The sequence below is a fragment of the Pseudoalteromonas sp. RW-H-Ap-1 genome, assembly GCF_048318575.1.
GTDB lineage: Bacteria > Pseudomonadota > Gammaproteobacteria > Enterobacterales > Alteromonadaceae > Pseudoalteromonas.
In genome coordinates, this window is record NZ_CP166996.1 from 1456671 (window position 1) to 1473088 (window position 16418).

15 protein-coding genes and 1 pseudogene are annotated in these 16418 nt (G+C 37.9%); 13 read left to right on the forward strand and 3 right to left on the reverse strand.

Features of this window, described 5'->3' with window-relative positions:
• The first annotated feature begins 78 nt into the window (after nt 1-78).
• The 9 genes and pseudogenes from AB8618_RS06775 to AB8618_RS06815 all read left to right on the forward strand — a co-directional run bounded on the left by AB8618_RS06775 (nt 79) and on the right by AB8618_RS06815 (nt 8524).
• The gene (locus AB8618_RS06775; protein ID WP_413401892.1) at nt 79-951 is read left to right on the forward strand and encodes a LysR family transcriptional regulator; all 873 of its coding nucleotides are present in this window, start codon (nt 79-81) and stop codon (nt 949-951) included.
• 136 nt (nt 952-1087) lie between these two features.
• Nucleotides 1088-2304 (forward strand): annotated as a pseudogene (locus AB8618_RS06780) (lipoprotein-releasing ABC transporter permease subunit).
• Nucleotides 2297-2995, forward strand: coding sequence for a lipoprotein-releasing ABC transporter ATP-binding protein LolD (lolD, locus tag AB8618_RS06785; RefSeq protein ID WP_076920258.1), 699 nt, complete (start codon nt 2297-2299; stop codon nt 2993-2995). Before AB8618_RS06780 ends, lolD begins: the two are co-directional and overlap by 8 nt.
• A complete protein-coding gene (locus AB8618_RS06790) occupies nt 2985-4229 on the forward strand; it encodes a lipoprotein-releasing ABC transporter permease subunit (RefSeq protein ID WP_413401896.1) in 1245 nt (414 codons plus the stop codon). Before lolD ends, AB8618_RS06790 begins: the two co-directional genes overlap by 11 nt.
• 97 nt (nt 4230-4326) lie before the next feature.
• Nucleotides 4327-4800: a DUF1456 family protein gene (locus AB8618_RS06795; protein WP_198523111.1), complete on the forward strand. Its 474-nt coding sequence runs from the start codon at nt 4327-4329 to the stop codon at nt 4798-4800.
• 404 nt (nt 4801-5204) lie between these two features.
• Nucleotides 5205-6557, forward strand: coding sequence for an NADP-specific glutamate dehydrogenase (gdhA, locus tag AB8618_RS06800; protein ID WP_409425334.1), 1353 nt, complete (start codon nt 5205-5207; stop codon nt 6555-6557).
• 309 nt (nt 6558-6866) lie between these two features.
• Nucleotides 6867-7085, forward strand: coding sequence for a hypothetical protein (locus AB8618_RS06805; protein WP_409425335.1), 219 nt, complete (start codon nt 6867-6869; stop codon nt 7083-7085).
• Nucleotides 7086-7305: 220 nt separating this feature from the next.
• Nucleotides 7306-7764, forward strand: coding sequence for a carboxymuconolactone decarboxylase family protein (locus AB8618_RS06810; protein WP_409425336.1), 459 nt, complete (start codon nt 7306-7308; stop codon nt 7762-7764).
• Nucleotides 7765-7795: 31 nt separating this feature from the next.
• Nucleotides 7796-8524, forward strand: a complete 729-nt coding sequence (locus AB8618_RS06815) for an AraC family transcriptional regulator (RefSeq protein WP_409425337.1) — start codon at nt 7796-7798, stop codon at nt 8522-8524.
• Between the two features lie 342 nt (nt 8525-8866).
• Here AB8618_RS06815 and AB8618_RS06820 read toward each other — a convergent pair whose 3' ends face one another.
• Entirely contained in the window at nt 8867-9769 is a 903-nt protein-coding gene (locus tag AB8618_RS06820; protein WP_409425338.1) for an alpha/beta hydrolase, read from the reverse strand.
• A 185-nt stretch (nt 9770-9954) separates the two neighbouring features.
• On the opposite strand from AB8618_RS06820, the gene AB8618_RS06825 reads away from it, so the two are divergent.
• The 4 genes from AB8618_RS06825 (at nt 9955) to AB8618_RS06840 (ending at nt 13505) form a co-directional block, all read left to right on the forward strand.
• Nucleotides 9955-10332, forward strand: coding sequence for a BlaI/MecI/CopY family transcriptional regulator (locus tag AB8618_RS06825; RefSeq protein ID WP_138608539.1), 378 nt, complete (start codon nt 9955-9957; stop codon nt 10330-10332).
• The gene (locus AB8618_RS06830) at nt 10332-11687 is read left to right on the forward strand and encodes a peptidoglycan DD-metalloendopeptidase family protein (protein ID WP_409425339.1); all 1356 of its coding nucleotides are present in this window, start codon (nt 10332-10334) and stop codon (nt 11685-11687) included. The genes AB8618_RS06825 and AB8618_RS06830 overlap by 1 nt, the downstream gene beginning before the upstream one ends.
• Nucleotides 11688-11729: 42 nt before the next feature.
• Entirely contained in the window at nt 11730-12398 is a 669-nt protein-coding gene (locus AB8618_RS06835; protein ID WP_409425340.1) for an alpha/beta hydrolase, read from the forward strand.
• An 84-nt stretch (nt 12399-12482) separates the two neighbouring features.
• Nucleotides 12483-13505 carry an acyltransferase family protein gene (locus tag AB8618_RS06840; protein ID WP_409425341.1) on the forward strand — a complete coding sequence of 341 codons (1023 nt, stop codon included), beginning with the start codon at nt 12483-12485 and terminating at the stop codon, nt 13503-13505.
• A 207-nt stretch (nt 13506-13712) separates the two neighbouring features.
• On the opposite strand, the gene AB8618_RS06845 is transcribed toward AB8618_RS06840, so the two are convergent.
• Together AB8618_RS06845 and AB8618_RS06850 are read right to left on the reverse strand one after the other, a co-directional pair.
• Nucleotides 13713-15446 carry an AMP-binding protein gene (locus AB8618_RS06845; protein ID WP_413401900.1) on the reverse strand — a complete coding sequence of 578 codons (1734 nt, stop codon included), beginning with the start codon at nt 15444-15446 and terminating at the stop codon, nt 13713-13715.
• A 169-nt stretch (nt 15447-15615) separates the two neighbouring features.
• Nucleotides 15616-16062 (reverse strand): DUF3010 family protein, encoded by a 447-nt coding sequence (locus tag AB8618_RS06850; RefSeq protein ID WP_010389888.1) that lies wholly within the window; start codon nt 16060-16062, stop codon nt 15616-15618.
• Nucleotides 16063-16418: the final 356 nt, after the last annotated feature.

Genomic DNA, 16418 nt, shown 5'->3' on the forward strand with positions numbered 1-16418 from the left:
GGTGATGTGTCTATTGTATTTATTTCTATAACAATGATAATCTCTAAATTAATAAAACACTTTTACAGTATGGTAATAATGATGCGTTGGGAAGGGATTGATGAGTTTATAGCTGTTGGCGAAGAGGGAAGTTTTACTCAAGCTGCACAGGCGTTGGGTTTATCGGTTGCCCATATTAGCCGCCATGTTACTAAGCTTGAACAACGTTTAAATACCCAACTATTAACGCGTACGACCCGAAAGGTGGTATTAACCAAAGAAGGTGAGCAGTTTTTACACCAAGTAAAACAATTACAACATGCTATGGATGAGGCCACTCAGGGGCTAGCCTCTGTGCAAACATCCCCTAAAGGTAAAATTAAATTAACCGCACCGGTTATGTATGGTGAGAGTTTTATTATGCCGATAGTGCATTCGTTTATGCATGATCACCCAGAAGTAGAAGTAATCGCAACACTCTCTAATGAGCAAGAAAACCTGCTGGAAGGCGGCTTTGATTTGGCCATTCGATTAGGCCATTTAAAAGACTCAAGTCTAAAAGCGCGTCGCTTGAGCTCGAGACGATTTATTATGTGTGCCGCACCGAGCTATTTAGCGCGTTTTGGCGAACCTCATACGCTAGGTGAACTTAACCAGCACCAATGCTTAATTGGGAACAGTAGTTATTGGCGAGTAAATGAAAATAATCGCGATAAGCATATTAAAGTAGCAGGGCGATTGCATTGTAATAGCGGTTGGTCACTGGTTGATGCGGCTAAAAAGGGCTTGGGTATTGTTCAGTTGCCGGATTACTACATAGAGAATGAAATAAAAACAGGGCAGTTAGTACCAATATTAACAGCTTATCAACCTCTGCAAGAGGGTGTGTGGGGGCTTTATCCTCCGCGGCAATTTGTTGCTACTAATGTACGGGTATTACTTGATTATTTAGTAACAGGGTTGAAGGTTTAGCTAGGTTTACGGGGTTGCTCATAATATAGCCAAGTATCAGATTTATAAATTATTTCTTACATTTTTGATGATATTCAATTGCGCTGAGTTCGTGCTACTATAAAGCCACACTTTTAGCATTAATGTTTTAATTAATATGTTTCAACCTGTTAGCCTGTTTATCGGACTTAGATATAGTCGCTCTTCTAAAGGCAATGCGTTTATTTCGTTTATTTCTTTTTTTCTATTGCAGGTATAGCGATTGGTTTAATGGCGCTCTTTACAGTAAGTAGTGTCATGAACGGCTTTGAAAGCAGCTTGAAAACAAATATGCTCGGGCTCATTCCACACGTTGAAGTGCAGGCCAAACAACACTCTAAAGCGCAGATGAACACCCTTAAAGCTGATCTTGAACAATCACCATATGTTGAACATGTTAGTTTATATCGCCACGGTGAAGCCATACTGCAAACCAATAAAGACCTGCATGGTGTGTTACTGCAAGGGCTCTATGATAATAATGACTCGCTTTATAAAATCACTGACAAAGTAGTGCAGGGTAATTGGCAAAGCGTATTAAATAATAATTATCACATTGCCATTAGCCGCTATTTAAGCCGTAAACTCGGCGTTGGCTTAGGCGATAAACTGCGCGTTATTATGCCTAATGCATCTACTTATACACCCCTTGGCCGTGTTCCTAGTCAGCGTTTATTCAAAATTGCTGCTATTTACGAAACCGGATCTGAAATTGACATGGGACTGGCATTTACCAGTGGTGTGTCATTGCAACGAGTATTAAAGCAAAGTAGCTCTACACCTCCTAATTTAAGCGTGTCACTGCATGAGCCATTTGCACTTAATGAATTTATTCAAGACAGCCAACTTATCCTCAAGAATTTTAGCTACTCCGATTGGCGCAGTAGCCAAGGCACTTTATTTGCCGCTGTCGCGATGGAGAAACGCATTATGTCTATGCTCCTTGGCTTAATCGTGCTGGTGGCGGTGTTTAACATTGTGTCTGCGCTCACCATGATGGTGAGTGAAAAACAAAGCGAAGTCGCCATATTGCAAACTCTTGGGCTAACGCCAAGCCAAGTACAAACTGTATTTATGGTTCAAGGTTTATATAACGGAGTGATTGGTACGGCAGTAGGTGCTTTTTTAGGTATTTTATTTAGCTTATATATTAATGAACTGCTGGCGTTGGTTGGTTTAAATTTATTATCGGGGATTTTACTGCCGGTCAAATTTGATGTGCTTAGCTTAAGTGTGATTGCTGTTTTAAGCTTAGCCATGAGCTTTTTAGCGACTTTATATCCCGCGCGTCAGGCCGCCAAAGTAAACCCAGCAGAGGTATTACGTTATGAATGATTTAGTAATTAGTTGTGAACAAATAAGTAAAGCCTACCAAGACGGGCAAAACCAAGTTGAGGTATTAAAAGGGGTTGATTTAGCCCTAACCCAAGGTGAAATGCTAGCTATTGTTGGTAGCTCAGGCTCAGGTAAAAGTACCTTATTGCATATTTTAGGTACCTTAGATACCGCCAGTTCTGGCAGTGCAAAAATAAAAAATCAAGATGTGGCTAAACTGTCTCGCAGCCAACAAGCCGCGTTTAGAAATCAAAACTTAGGCTTTATTTACCAATTTCATCATTTATTAATGGAATTTAGTGCAGTTGAAAATGTTGCTATGCCACTGTTAATAAAAGGCTTGAGTGCCAAAGAAGCGAATATAAAAGCACTCGACATGCTTGATAAAGTCGGCCTTGCCCACAGAAGTAGCCATAAACCGTCGGCACTTTCTGGTGGCGAACGCCAACGTGTTGCCATAGCGCGTGCTTTAGTAACTGAGCCTGCACTGGTGCTTGCTGATGAGCCAACGGGTAATTTAGATAAGCAAAACGCGATTAAAATTTACGATTTAATTAATCAGCTGAATAAAAGTTTAAACACCAGTTTTGTGGTGGTGACTCATGATTTAGAGCTTGCCGACAAACTGGGTAAAATAGCGTATTTAGATGATGGTAAATTAACGATAAAAGAGTCGAGCCATGTTGCTTAGTGCCTTTATAAGTAAGCGTTTTAGAGCCTATTCAGGCCATAGAGATGAAAAAAACGCGTTTGTTAGTTTTATTGCCAAGGCATCCACTATCGGTATTTTACTTGGTGTTGCCGTGTTGATTGTGGCGTTATCGGTGATCAATGGTTTTGAACAACAATTAGTGCATCGTTTATTGAGTGTCGTGCCACAAGTTGAATATGTAGCACCAAGCAGGCCGATTGCTGATTGGCCCAGCAAAGTCGAAAAATTAAAACAGCAACCACAAGTCACAGGGGCAGCTCCATTTATAGCAGTAAATGGAATGGCGCAATTTAAAAGCCAATTAAAAGCAGTTGAAATACGGGGTGTTGAGCCTTCGCTAGAAAGTGACGTATCAGCGGTTAACCAATTTACACAAGGTAAGCTGGTTAGTCAGCTAGCACTTGAGGATGTTATTTTAGGCAAGCAAATTGTCTCTCAACTTAACTTATCAATAGGCGACAATGTCACTTTGCTGATCCCCCAAATTAGTGAAAAAGGGCAATCATTACTTGCGCCAAAACGGGTCACACTGACTCTCGCAGGCATTATAGAAATGGGTGGGCCTATCGATAGCAGTGCCGCGTTTATTCACCTTAACAAAGCCCAACAAACCTTAGGCTACGATCAAAGCCAAGTAACCGGCTTACGTTTACGAGTTGATGATGTGTTTGCAGCGCACCAAATAGCGCTGAGAGTAGGGCAAACTGTTACTGATTATGTGTATATATCGAGTTGGTTTAGAACCCAAGGCAGCTTGTATCAAGACATTCAAATGGTGCGTACAATTGTTTATATTGTGGTGTTTTTAATTATTGCAGTCGCCAGTTTTAACATTGTTTCGTCATTAGTGATGGAAGTGCGCGAAAAAGAAGGCAATATTGCCATTTTAAAAACCATGGGTGCCAAAGACAGTACTATATTGGCTACTTTTGTAATGCAAGGCTTAACTCAAGCATTTGTTGGCGTTGTTTTAGGCTCTATTATTGGGGTCATTCTAGCAATCAATATTAGTGAGCTGTTTACTTGGCTAAGTTTATTGCTGGGTGAAAATCCGCTAGAAGGTGTGTATTTTATCGAATTCTTACCGAGTAAATTAGTTTGGCAAGATATAGTGTTAACCGTTATTGCCACCTTTGTGCTTGCAATATTGGCGACGCTGTATCCAGCATGGCAAGCAACACGTGTTGATCCGGCAAAAGTATTGGGTAATTAAACACAGTATTTAATAGGGCGCTAAGTGTAACTCTGATAAACTGCGCCGCTATTAAACAGCTTTTTTTGCTGGGCACTTATTTTACCTGGGATTTACTTTGACAAATAACGATATTTTACGCCGTATTCGCTACACCTTTGATTTAACCGATTCAGCAATGGTTGACGTGTTCGCCGCTGCAGAGCACAGCGTCAGCACAGAGCAGGTGATTGCATGGTTAACTAAAGAGGGCGAGCAAGGTTACACCCCAATAAGTGACACCGAATTTGCGGTATTTTTAAATGGCTTTATAAATACCAAGCGCGGTAAGCGTGACGGTGAGCAGCCAATTCCAGAAACTAAATTAAACAATAATATTATTTTTATGAAATTACGTATTGCTTTAAATATGAAAGCAGAGGACGTAATTGCAACACTCGCCTTGGTTGATTTTGATTTAAGTAAGCATGAACTCAGTGCATTTTCACGTAAAGTTGAAAACAAACATTACCGTGTGTGTAACGATCAAGTTTTACGTCTATTTTTAACTGGTGTGCAGCGTACTTTTCGCCCAGATGGCGATAAAGCTTAATGTATTTTATGGAGGTTGGTAAGCAATCTCCATTTAAACCTCTTAAACTAACTCACTAAAACCCACGCTATTATTAGTCTTATCCTTCTACAACTTCAGTCTTATAAAGCATTTTATGTTGTCGCTCTCGTAAAAACGTAGAGTCGTATTTTGTTTTACTATTTTTTAATACTTTTAACGTGTTATTCATTCAAACTGGCATTCTTTAGCATACAAATTCTTTTTTTAATGGGTTTTTATACAAAAGAAACAACAATTTAATTCAACATCAAACACGTGCATCCAGTTTATCTATGATGTTAAAGTGTAAAAATAATGATCGCATAATTAATTTCTCCACTAAATAATAACATTGATCATTTTTCCTGTTTCGAATTTAAAAATACCTACATGGAAGAGTAAATATGGATTATATACACAAAACTATTTCGCAATTAAAGCAAAGTAGTCCTGCGCAATGTGAGTTTTATCAAGCTGTAGAAGAAGTGCTAGACTCACTAGAGCCTATATTTGCGCAAACCAGTCATTACCAACAACAAGCAATTATTCAAAGAATGGTAGAGCCAGAGCGCCAGTTAATGTTTCGTGTGTCTTGGGTTGATGACGAGGGCAATATTCAAGTCAATAAAGGCTACCGTATCGAATTTAATTCGGCGTTGGGGCCATATAAAGGCGGCTTACGTTTTCATCCAAGTGTGAATGCCAGCATTATAAAGTTTTTAGGGTTTGAACAAATTTTTAAAAATGCACTAACTGGTTTGCCTATAGGTGGTGGCAAAGGAGGCGCTAATTTTGATCCTAAAGGACGCTCTGATGGCGAGATAATGCGCTTTTGCCAATCGTTTATGACCGAGTTATATCGTCATATTGGTCCTACAACCGATGTACCTGCGGGGGATATTGGCGTAGGGGCGAGAGAAATTGGTTATATGTTTGGCCAATACAAACGCTTAACAGGTCGCTATGAAGGCATACTAACCGGTAAAAGTTTACTTTGGGGCGGATCGCTTGCTCGCAAAGAAGCAACGGGTTATGGCGCAGTGTATTTTGCTAACTATATGCTTGAAGATCGTGATGACAGCTTATCAGGAAAACGCTGTTTAATTTCAGGCTCTGGCAATGTGGCTATTTATGCTATGGAAAAATTATATCAATTAGGGGCCACGCCTATTGCCTGTAGTGACTCAAAAGGCACTTTGTACGATGAGAGTGGTATTGATTTAAAACTTATTAAGCAATTAAAAGAGCACTCACGAGGATGCCTGAGTGACTACCTAGATACTCACTCTCAGGCAAAGTATACGCCACGCGATGAGTACCCTCAGGATGGTCATGCTGTATGGCGTTACAGTGCGGATGCGGCTTTTCCTTGTGCTACACAAAATGAATTAACTCAAGCGGATGCAAAAGCACTACTTGAAAATGGTTGTATTTTAGTCAGTGAAGGGGCGAATATGCCCTCAACCAAAGAAGCGATTGATTGCTTTATTGAAGCAAAAATAGCTTATGGGCCTGGCAAAGCAGCGAATGCCGGTGGGGTAGCAACCAGCCAATTAGAAATGGCACAAAATGCCAGTATGCAAAGCTGGACGTTTGAGCAAGTAGATGAAAAACTTAAACAAATAATGAAAGATATATTCACAACAGCCAACGACACTGCAAAAGAGTTTGATCAACCCGGTAACCTACTTTTAGGCGCTAACATCGCTGGATTTAGACGTGTAGCCGATGCAATGATTGAACAAGGTGTAGTGTAACAGCTCGGTTAATATATAATTTTTAGTAGCTTATACCTGTTTGATAGTGACATTTAATAAGTGTTGAACGAACAGGCAGGTATGAGCGAAAGATAGTTATTGAAGTGAGGTGTCATTAGCTAAGTTATATTAAAAGGGCACTTTCGTTATTTCTACATATTCAAATAATCTACAAAAAGCATAATATTTATAACTAGCAATAGCTTACACTATTTGTTATTAATATAAGTTCATAAAATGAAGATGTTTTTCGTGAAAATAGAGAAACTGTCCTCAAATAAAGCTGTGACATGCAAAAAGGAATTTCGTATGAATATCAATGCAACAATTCTCGGCCTATTTATTTTTATATCAATGATCGTAATAACTGGTTTAAGCTTTTATCTCGGTAAACGTAAAACCCAAAATGTTAAAACAACAACCTTTATTGGTTTTTTATTGTCATTTATACCACTATTAGGTTTAATATTTGTCGCAGTTTTGGCACTCAAAAACGATGTTATAAATAATAATGACTCTACTATTTAGGTGCTTAACTTTATATAAAATCCATTTTAATTTTTCTAAAACAGTTGGTTAGGCTCTGAACCATTACATATTGAAACCACTGTTTAGTGCGCTTAATATGACGTTAAAAGGCCTAATCCAACCCCAGCTTAAATTTAAAATGAATACGTGTCGAAAATATTCAATACCTATATTGAGACAAAAGCTATCTTAGCTCCAACTACATTTAAGGAGGTGAGATATGTTTTTTCGTGCAAATTATTTTGAGCTAGCACCTAAAGCAATACAGATTCTGATGAACCAAGAAGACTATCTGCGTAAGCAATTTAGTATTTCAGAAACAGTAACAATCCCGATCTGGGAATTGATTAAACTAAGAGTGTCGCAGATGAATCAGTGTGCTTTTTGTATTGATATGCACAGCAAAGACGCATTGAGTCATGGGGAAACTCATGAACGTATTATTGGCTTAAGTGCATGGCGTAAGATGCCTTTATATTCTAAGACAGAACTAGCTGCGCTCGATTGGGCTGAATATTTGACCCTAGCTAACCCCGTAGACGAAGAGTTCTATAAGAATACGGTAGAAGTATTAGGTGAAAAAGCTGTAGTGGATTTGACCATTGCGATTAATGCTATCAATAGCTGGAATCGAATTGCTAAGACGTTTATGCCAGAGGTAGGCAGCTATAAACCGTAATAAATTATTTGAACAGGCATTTAATTTTCAGTTGTCTCAACCATCAGGGCAGCTGTCTGCGTTTGTGCAGGGGGTATGGTCAGTATCTGTACAGCACCCCCTTCCGATAGTAAAGCCGTTGTATTCTGATGCAGGCAGCGGCATTATTTTTAATCTTGTTGGTGACGTGATGATTGGCAATGAAACTCTGCCGGAAGGTGTCATTATGCTTGGGATAAATAAACAGACTGAGAATATTGTTATGCAATCTGGAGCGCAACTCTCAGGCATTCGTTTCCATCCAGCCATTTGCTATGGTGTTTTGGGACAGCATTACGACAAGCCAACGCTATTATTGCCAGAAGAAGGCCAGCTTTATAACCTTTATGGGGTTTATAATGATCTCCGAGTTCAAAAAGACATTGAAAGGCGAATTGAAACTCTGCACCGCTGGGCAGATAAAAACCTTGATTTTACCAAAGTAATTCCAGACCCTCTGAAGAAAGCACTCATGCATATCGATCAGGACGAAACGCCGGGGCAACTCAGTGCAAGTATTGATTTGAGCCAACGGCAAATTGAGCGTATTTTTAAACTTTGGCTAGAAATGACACCCAAACATTATCAGCGCATTTTAAGGGTTAAAAAAACAACCCGCTTTTTACGAACACACAAAAAAGCAAACTTAGCGGATGTTGCTCACCAATTTGGATTTAGTGATCAGGCTCATATGACACGGGAATTTCGTACTTTTGCATGTATTACGCCAGGGCAAATATAAAAGCTTTTTTAAAAAGAGACGATGGCATTAATAGCTATTTTTAAGCAACGGCCGCTTGTCATTTTTTATCGTCTGTTAGCACTAAATTTAAGATCACCAGCATTTCTAATACAAGCAATGATAGCCATTTTTTAGGTTTGCCAACATCCTCTAATTGTTTACGTTAGCTTAAGCTGGCACCCATTCTAAAAATTCAATATGTAAAAGCGGACTTGTATTTTAAATTTGGTACAGTTTTAACAGATAAATAAAGTGACTGTCTTTAGATTTTATTCACCTCATATCTAACTGATAATGCCAACTAATAAATTTGGAGTTTATTTGATAGGTAAGTACTAGCGATTATTTCTGTAATTGGTAAAATTTTACCAATCCTTTTGATAGCCCAATAGGAAAGGTCGAGTAATGATCGCTTCCTTCAACAACTTCCTCTTCTAGCTTTAATTTTTGGTAATTACGTGAGCGCAATCGATGCGCAAACTTCACATGACCTGCGACCATATCTTCTTTCATGCCATTTTCTAACGTTTCTAATGCGCCAGTTGCTATAAATACATTGGCCTGCAGGGATGTGTTTTTCTGGGCATATCTATTTTCTAACTCAAATATCCAATTATTCTTAAACCAGAGTGAAGGGCTGGTTAAGATATAAGTAGAAAACAACTCAGGCTTGGTCAACAGTACCCAAGCGGCAAAAGATCCCCCCAATGATTGCCCAGACAATATTCTTTGTTCAGTGTTAACTCGGTAATTGTGCTCAATGTACTGAAAGATTTCTTTTTCAATAAATGCTAAGTATTCAGTTGCTCCACCTGTGGTGTATTTTGTCCAGCTCTGATCAACGACAGGTGTTAAATCTCTAACTCGACTAAATTGACCGTCTTCTCCGTGAGCAAATGAAATACCCACAATAATGACTTTATCCATGTCTCGTACATGAGTGACACCAGCAGCTACTTTAAAAGTATAAGGTCCATCATTTAAGTAAAGTACAGGGTATTTTTTAGATTTATTCTCTACTAAGAAATAACTACGAGGTACTTTTATATATAAATCGTATTTTTTACCCAGCACTGTGGATTTAATTGTTACTACTTTACTGTTAGCAATTTCAAAACGATGGCCTTCAGCTAGTGCAAGATTGCTGCAAATTATATTGAGCATAAAAATTAAAGCTAAGTATTTTACAAAACACGAGGAGGAAAAATTTAAACTGAATATTGTCAAAAAAGTAGTCGGTTTCATTTTGGCTAAATCCTTTGCTATCGATAATGTTAAAGTTGAAACATTTTAGATTGATAAACAGTAACTTGATGTTCATCCAACTTTTTATCCAGTTTCAAACTCAAAGTGCGACACATGTCACGGTGTTGCGTTTTAACATACAGGATGTTAAAGTGCGACACAAGTCACATCTCTTGAGTGTTTATATGAAACCCAATTCAACAGAGTTAGAAATCCTAAAATTACTTTGGAAAAAACAGCCACGTACAGCCAAAGAAATTCATGAACACTTAGAATCAAAGTATGGCTGGTCATACTCATCTACACGTAAAACCTTAGAAAGAATGGGCAATAAAGGAATTTTAGAGGTGGGCTCCTCTGGCAACAAAAAAACCTTTAAAGCATTAATTGAGAAAATACCGACGCTAGCATCTTATATGCAGGAATTCGCAACCAATGTCTTAGAGTTAGATGAACCACTCCCTGTCACTATGTTCGCTGATAGCCGTTTAATAAATAAAGCTGAAGTCGATGAATTAGAGGAATTGTTAAATCAACTTTCAAAGGATGAAAAACAAAAGTAGTGGACTCTTTCATTATTCAATTCATTGTAAATAGTATTTTTCCTTGGCTTATATTTTCTGGGCTTGTTTATGTTTGCTCATCTTATATAACCAAGCACGATAATACCTCGCCAAGTATTTGGTGGTCTGCGCTTTTAGCCAGCTTTTTACCTTTTATTCCTTTATCTCTTGGCACTATTAATATACCTATCCCTGATTTGGATTATATAAGCTCTAGTTTGGAAAATGCACAAATAGTAAAGCAAGCCAGTATCACCCATGTAAGTTTGCAGAAGATGGATTTAGTCGCAACAGCGCTAATTGCTGGTTACTTTGGTTTTACCAGCTTAAAACTCGTTAAATTATTGCTTGTATGGCAGAAACTCAAAAGCTTAACGAGATCTTCTGAATTAATAAATGAGCTGTCGACTAGTAAGGTGGAGATTGTCATTTCCTCGCAAAACCACAGCCCTTTTGTCATTGGTATAACAACACCCTATGTTGTACTACCTCATTATTTTTCATCCTTAAATAAAGATCAGCAAAGCATTTTGATTCAGCACGAGCTAACCCATATTACAAACAAAGATCATATTACGATTCTTTTATGGAGGGTCTTATGCATCGTTTTATGGATAAACCCATTTGTTAAAAAGATGGAATGGCAGTTTATTCGCGCTATGGAGCATAGGTGTGATAGACATACAATATGTCGCTTTAATCTCAACAAACATGATTATGCTAAGGCACTGCTGCAATCATTAAAAAAGAGCATTCAATTTGGTAACAACAATCCAGTCGCTCAATTTAGTTCTGCTGTGCTTTGTGCTGATGATTACAAAGCGAGGCTTTCAAACATTGCTTCGCCATCGAGTAAAAGCAAACTTGCTTTAACTTTTAAGTTCTCCTTAATGATACTGGTTATTTTTAGTCTGCATACATTTTTAAAAGACCCCGCAATGACAGGGAAGCTCACTTGGCAACATCCACTAAATAGCCATACGATCAGCTCAACATTTCGTAGCATAAGCAAGGTCAGAGATTATAAACCGCATAGAGGTATAGACTATGTTGCTCAAAGAGGAAGCCCTGTGCTGTCTGCTGCAGATGGAATCATAGTTGTTTCAGGTAACAAAACCTTGCATTCGAACTATGGGAATACTGTATTAATTCAACATAAAAGTGGCTATCAAACGTTATATGCGCACCTAGAATCGAGTGACGCTAAAGTCGGCTCTTGGGTTAAAGCAGGGCAGGTTATCGGTATCATTGGTGATACAGGTAAAACGACAGGGGTTCACCTGCACTTTGAAGTAATTAAAGACAACCAAAGAGTTGATCCGAGTTTAGTACTTGGTGCTAAAGTTGCAAGGTAATTACTTATATTTCAAATGCTTATTAAATTATAAAGGTATGAGATGTTTCAAAAACAGCTGTTTATTATTTTTACTTTCCTTTTTAGTTCATTTAGCTATGGTGGCAAAGTATATGAGAGCCTCCCAGACAAAGTAAATCCATCAGATCACTATGTTTTTTATTCTCACGGATTAATTGTAGAGGGTACAGATCCCACACCTACCCATGAGCGTTGGGGGCAATATAACTTTCCAGCGATTAAACAGGAACTTGCCGACTCAAGCTATTATTTAATTGCTACTCATCGGCCAGCTAAGACTCACCCTTTTAACTACGCTCAACAGCTATCTAAACAAGTAACTAAATTACTAAAAAATGGCGTACCTGCGAGCAATATTTCGCTAGTTGGCTTTTCTCGCGGCGGGTTTATTTCGGCAATTACATCGAGCCATTTAAAAAACATGGATATTAACGTTGTTATCTTAGCAGCTTGTACCAGTGGATTAGCTAAAAAAGCAGAAATAGCTATTTATGGTCATTTATTTTCAGTCTATGAAACTTCTGACTCTGTTGGTTCATGTGACGATGTCGTTGCTAGGAGTATTGATACTGTTAGTTCTTACACAGAAATATCTATTTCAACGGGTAAAGAACATGGCGCTTTTTTCACACCGAGAAAAGAATGGATAGTACCCGTTAAAGCGTGGCTCAAACGTAAAAAGCTTCAGTAGTATCGTATAAGCCTAAGTTCACATAGCCGATAATTCAATTTAAACAATTTTAAAAAATAATAAGCTAAGGATTACATCAACTTCATGGAAATTAGAAAATTAAATTCTCTAAGAGCTTTAGCTGCCCTTATTGTATTTGTTACCCACTTTTCAGATATTACTCATTGGTTAAATGGTTCCCTAGGCGGCGGTTCAGGAGCCTATGGCGTAATGTTATTTTTCCTTCTTAGTGGGTTTTTAATGTCATTTCTCTATTTAGATACCAAATTTAGCAGAGCGAACATTAAACGATACGTATTAGCTAGAGCCGGACGAGTTTTACCTCTGTACCTTGTAATTGTTTTTAGCTCTTACTTATTAACTCAAAATAATTATGACATTTTATACAACATAACTGATCTTAATTCGCTAATAGGTCACCTTTTGTTCATGCATGGTGAAAGCGTACTTTGGACAATTCCACCAGAAATACAATTTTATATAATCTTACTCGTTTTTTGGTTTTTAGCAGGCGATAGAAAAGGGTATATATATTTGCTAATTGTGACTTTTATGATGTTTTGGTACTTGGCTGACTTCCCAAGAGTATTTGGTGAAATTAAAAGTATTCATTACAACATATTTAGTACTTTAAGAACGTTACCGTACTTTTTTATTGGCGTTATATTTGGTTTGCATTACAAATTATTTAAAGTGCCGAGTTATATGAAGAGCAACTGGTTTATATTAGCTTTGTGTTTAATACCTTTATTGTATCCTGAGTTTTCACCTATTAACGAGGGAGACAAGAAAAGAATGTGGCTTAGTTATGAAGTTCTATTTGTTATGAGTACAGTATTCTTTTGTGTTGTTTTTTTAATCCCAGACAACAATATTTTTTTAGCAAATAAGGTTGGTGACTTTTTAGGTAAAGTGTCTTACTCATTTTATTTATTACATATGCCTATTATTGGAATGGTGAATGAGTTTAATTTAAATATTGAACTTAAACTGTTGCTATCACTAAGTCTGAGTGTTTTTTTTGCGCATCTATCGTACGTATTGTTTGAAAGGCCTATTGCAAATAAAGTTAGAAGCGCTTCAAATAAAAAGAAGCTCAACATTTAGATTTTACACATTTAAGCAAGCTAGAATGTTTATTACACTGGACTTTGTTGTTTATTCTGCTCCATATCACTAGGTGCGAAAGAAAATAGAGAGTTTAAAATTCGAAATACGCATCTTCTAATGTTGCTGAGCCTTAGGTTGGTAATTTATATTTAAAATACAATGCAACGTTTAATCGTTGCATTGTAATAAAGTAGCCGTTAATTATTACGAAAATGCAGATTCGGCGAGCTCTTCTTGCATTTGTTCGCGCATTTTAAATTTTTGCAATTTGCCGGTTACCGTCATCGGGTAATGTTCAACAAAGCGAATGTATTTAGGTTGTTTAAAGTAGGCGAGTTTGTCTTTTAAAAATAATCGAATTGCTTGCTCATCAAGTACTTCACCTTCTTTAGGCTGGATCCAGGCACACACTTCTTCGCCAAATTTTTCATCGGTAATACCAAAAATCGCCGCATCTTGTATCCCTGGGTAGGTGTATAAAACCTCCTCAATCTCACGGGGATATATATTTTCACCACCGCGAATAATCATGTCTTTAATTCTGCCAACAATACTAACAAAGCCTTCACTGTCCATTACCCCTAAATCGCCTGAATGTAACCAACCTTGATCATCGATAGTGGCTTTGGTTTTTTCTTCATCATTCCAATAGCAACGCATAATGCCAGCTCCACGGCTACAGACTTCACCGGGTTGGCCTATTTTTTGAATTTCACCCAGTTCATCAATAATTTTTACTTCAGTGTGTGCAAGTGCTCTTCCTACCGTGGTGACTTGACGTTCAATTGATGAGTCGGTTTCAGTGATATTGTTGATTGGGCTACACTCTGTTTGTCCATAAGCTATAACGACTTGGTTCATATTCATCAGTGTTTGTACTTTACGCATGACTTGTTCGGGGCAGGTTGAGCCTGCCATAACGCCGGTTCGTAATGTACTTAAGTCATAATCACTAAAGTTATTAAGCTCTAATTCGCTTATAAACATAGTAGGCACGCCATGAAGCCCGGTACATTTTTCTTGTTGTACCACCTCTAATGTGGTTTTTGGATCGAAAGAATCACTTGGATAAATAGCTGCAGCGCCTTTACTTACGCACAATAAGCTGCCTAAAACCATGCCAAAGCAATGATAAAGTGGTACAGGGATACACAGCTTATCATGTTCAGTAAAATGCATTGCTTGGGCAACAAGCAGTGCATTATTAAGAATGTTTTTATGCGTTAGCGTAGCCCCTTTAGGGTTTCCTGTGGTGCCAGAGGTAAACTGAATATTAATGTCTTGATTGCAATTGAGGGTTTTAGCCACAGCTTGAAGTTCTAACTGGTGGGCTTCTGAGGGTAAAGCGAGTACTTCATTAAATGAAAACATGCCATTTACTGGCTCATCACCTATGCAAATTACATTTTTTAATGAAGGAAGCTGAGCGGCTTTTAATTCCCCTTTTTGGCAGCTATCTAGCTCTGGGGCTAAGCTTTGTAGCATATTAATATAGTGACTGCCCTTAAACGCTGTGGCAGTAATAAGCGTGGAACATTCAACACTATTAAGGGCATATTGCAGTTCATTTGGGCGGTAAGCTGGGTTAATACACACCATGATTGCGCCGATTTTAGCCGTTGCAAATTGAGTTAAGCACCACTGTATATTATTAGGTGACCAAATACCGACCCTATCACCGGGCTTTACCCCTAATGCCAACAAACCCATAGCAAGCTGATCAATCTGTTGCTGAAATTCCCTATAGCTTAAGCGAATATTTTGATGGGCAACAACAACTGCCAATGCCTCCGGGTTATTGTCGACAATTGTGTCAAGGTATTCTCCAATAGTTTGCTCTATTAGCGGTGTGCTTTGACTCCCCTTAAAATAACTATTTGATAGCGGTATAGTGTTTATTTGTTCTACTTCTTTTAGCACTGTTTGTGTCGCTTTCATGACATTCTCCATGTTTTTATCTATCCAAGGCTTGTTGATTAAATAAACACGAATTGTCGACAAAGGGAAGAGGGTTAGACTAATGTCTTACACTTGTATTTGAAAATTTAGACATAAAAAAACGCGTAATATTGAGCTATTACGCGTTTCTACAAAAAGGGAAATTAATTTACATTTCGTCGCTGCGGTAGGTTTTTTTCATGATATAAACGTAAGCATTAACGAATGCATTTTCTTGATATTTTTTAAGGCCAGTGTCTTCGAACGCGATAGGGATTGGGTTGCGTTTTACTTGCTCTTTTATTTCAGTAGTTGAAAACACGCGAACATCGAGGTTGTCGATTAATTGAATAGCTGTTTCCATTTTGAACCCTTTAGCGCTACCTGCAAATTTACCTTTAGGCTGGCGTTCGCGAATGGCAACAGAATCAATTTGGTAATCTTGCATTAGTTTTGCAAAATCAAATTGAAATTTACGCATTATTTCAGTGTCGTTACCGTTACCTAAGGTAAAGCGTGTTTGGCGCACGTCACGAATATCAAAAACGTCGTTATCTTTACTTAAAATACAAAGTAGTACATCGCTACCGGTAATTTCTACACCACATGTTCTCATTGTTAATCTCTACTATAACTTAATTACCGGTTATTATACGCAACACGCATTAAAATGCGAGTTTAAGCACTTTGCGTAGTGTTTTAATATAGTGCTTTACGTTAATTTGATGCGGCGTAACTGAAGAAAAGTTATTAATTACATATTTATGTTAAAAATGCGTGTTTTTTAATAGCTTAAAACTTGTAATTAATGCTACAGCACGCGACAATATCTTTTTTGTAGTTGAGCAGACTCAGCATCTACATTAGCCTTTTAGGGCGAAAAATAGTCAATGCTTATTCGTAAAAGCGTTGTCGAGTCATTCTCATTTAATTAATTAAAAAATACACGTGATACATTGTAGGTGTCACCAC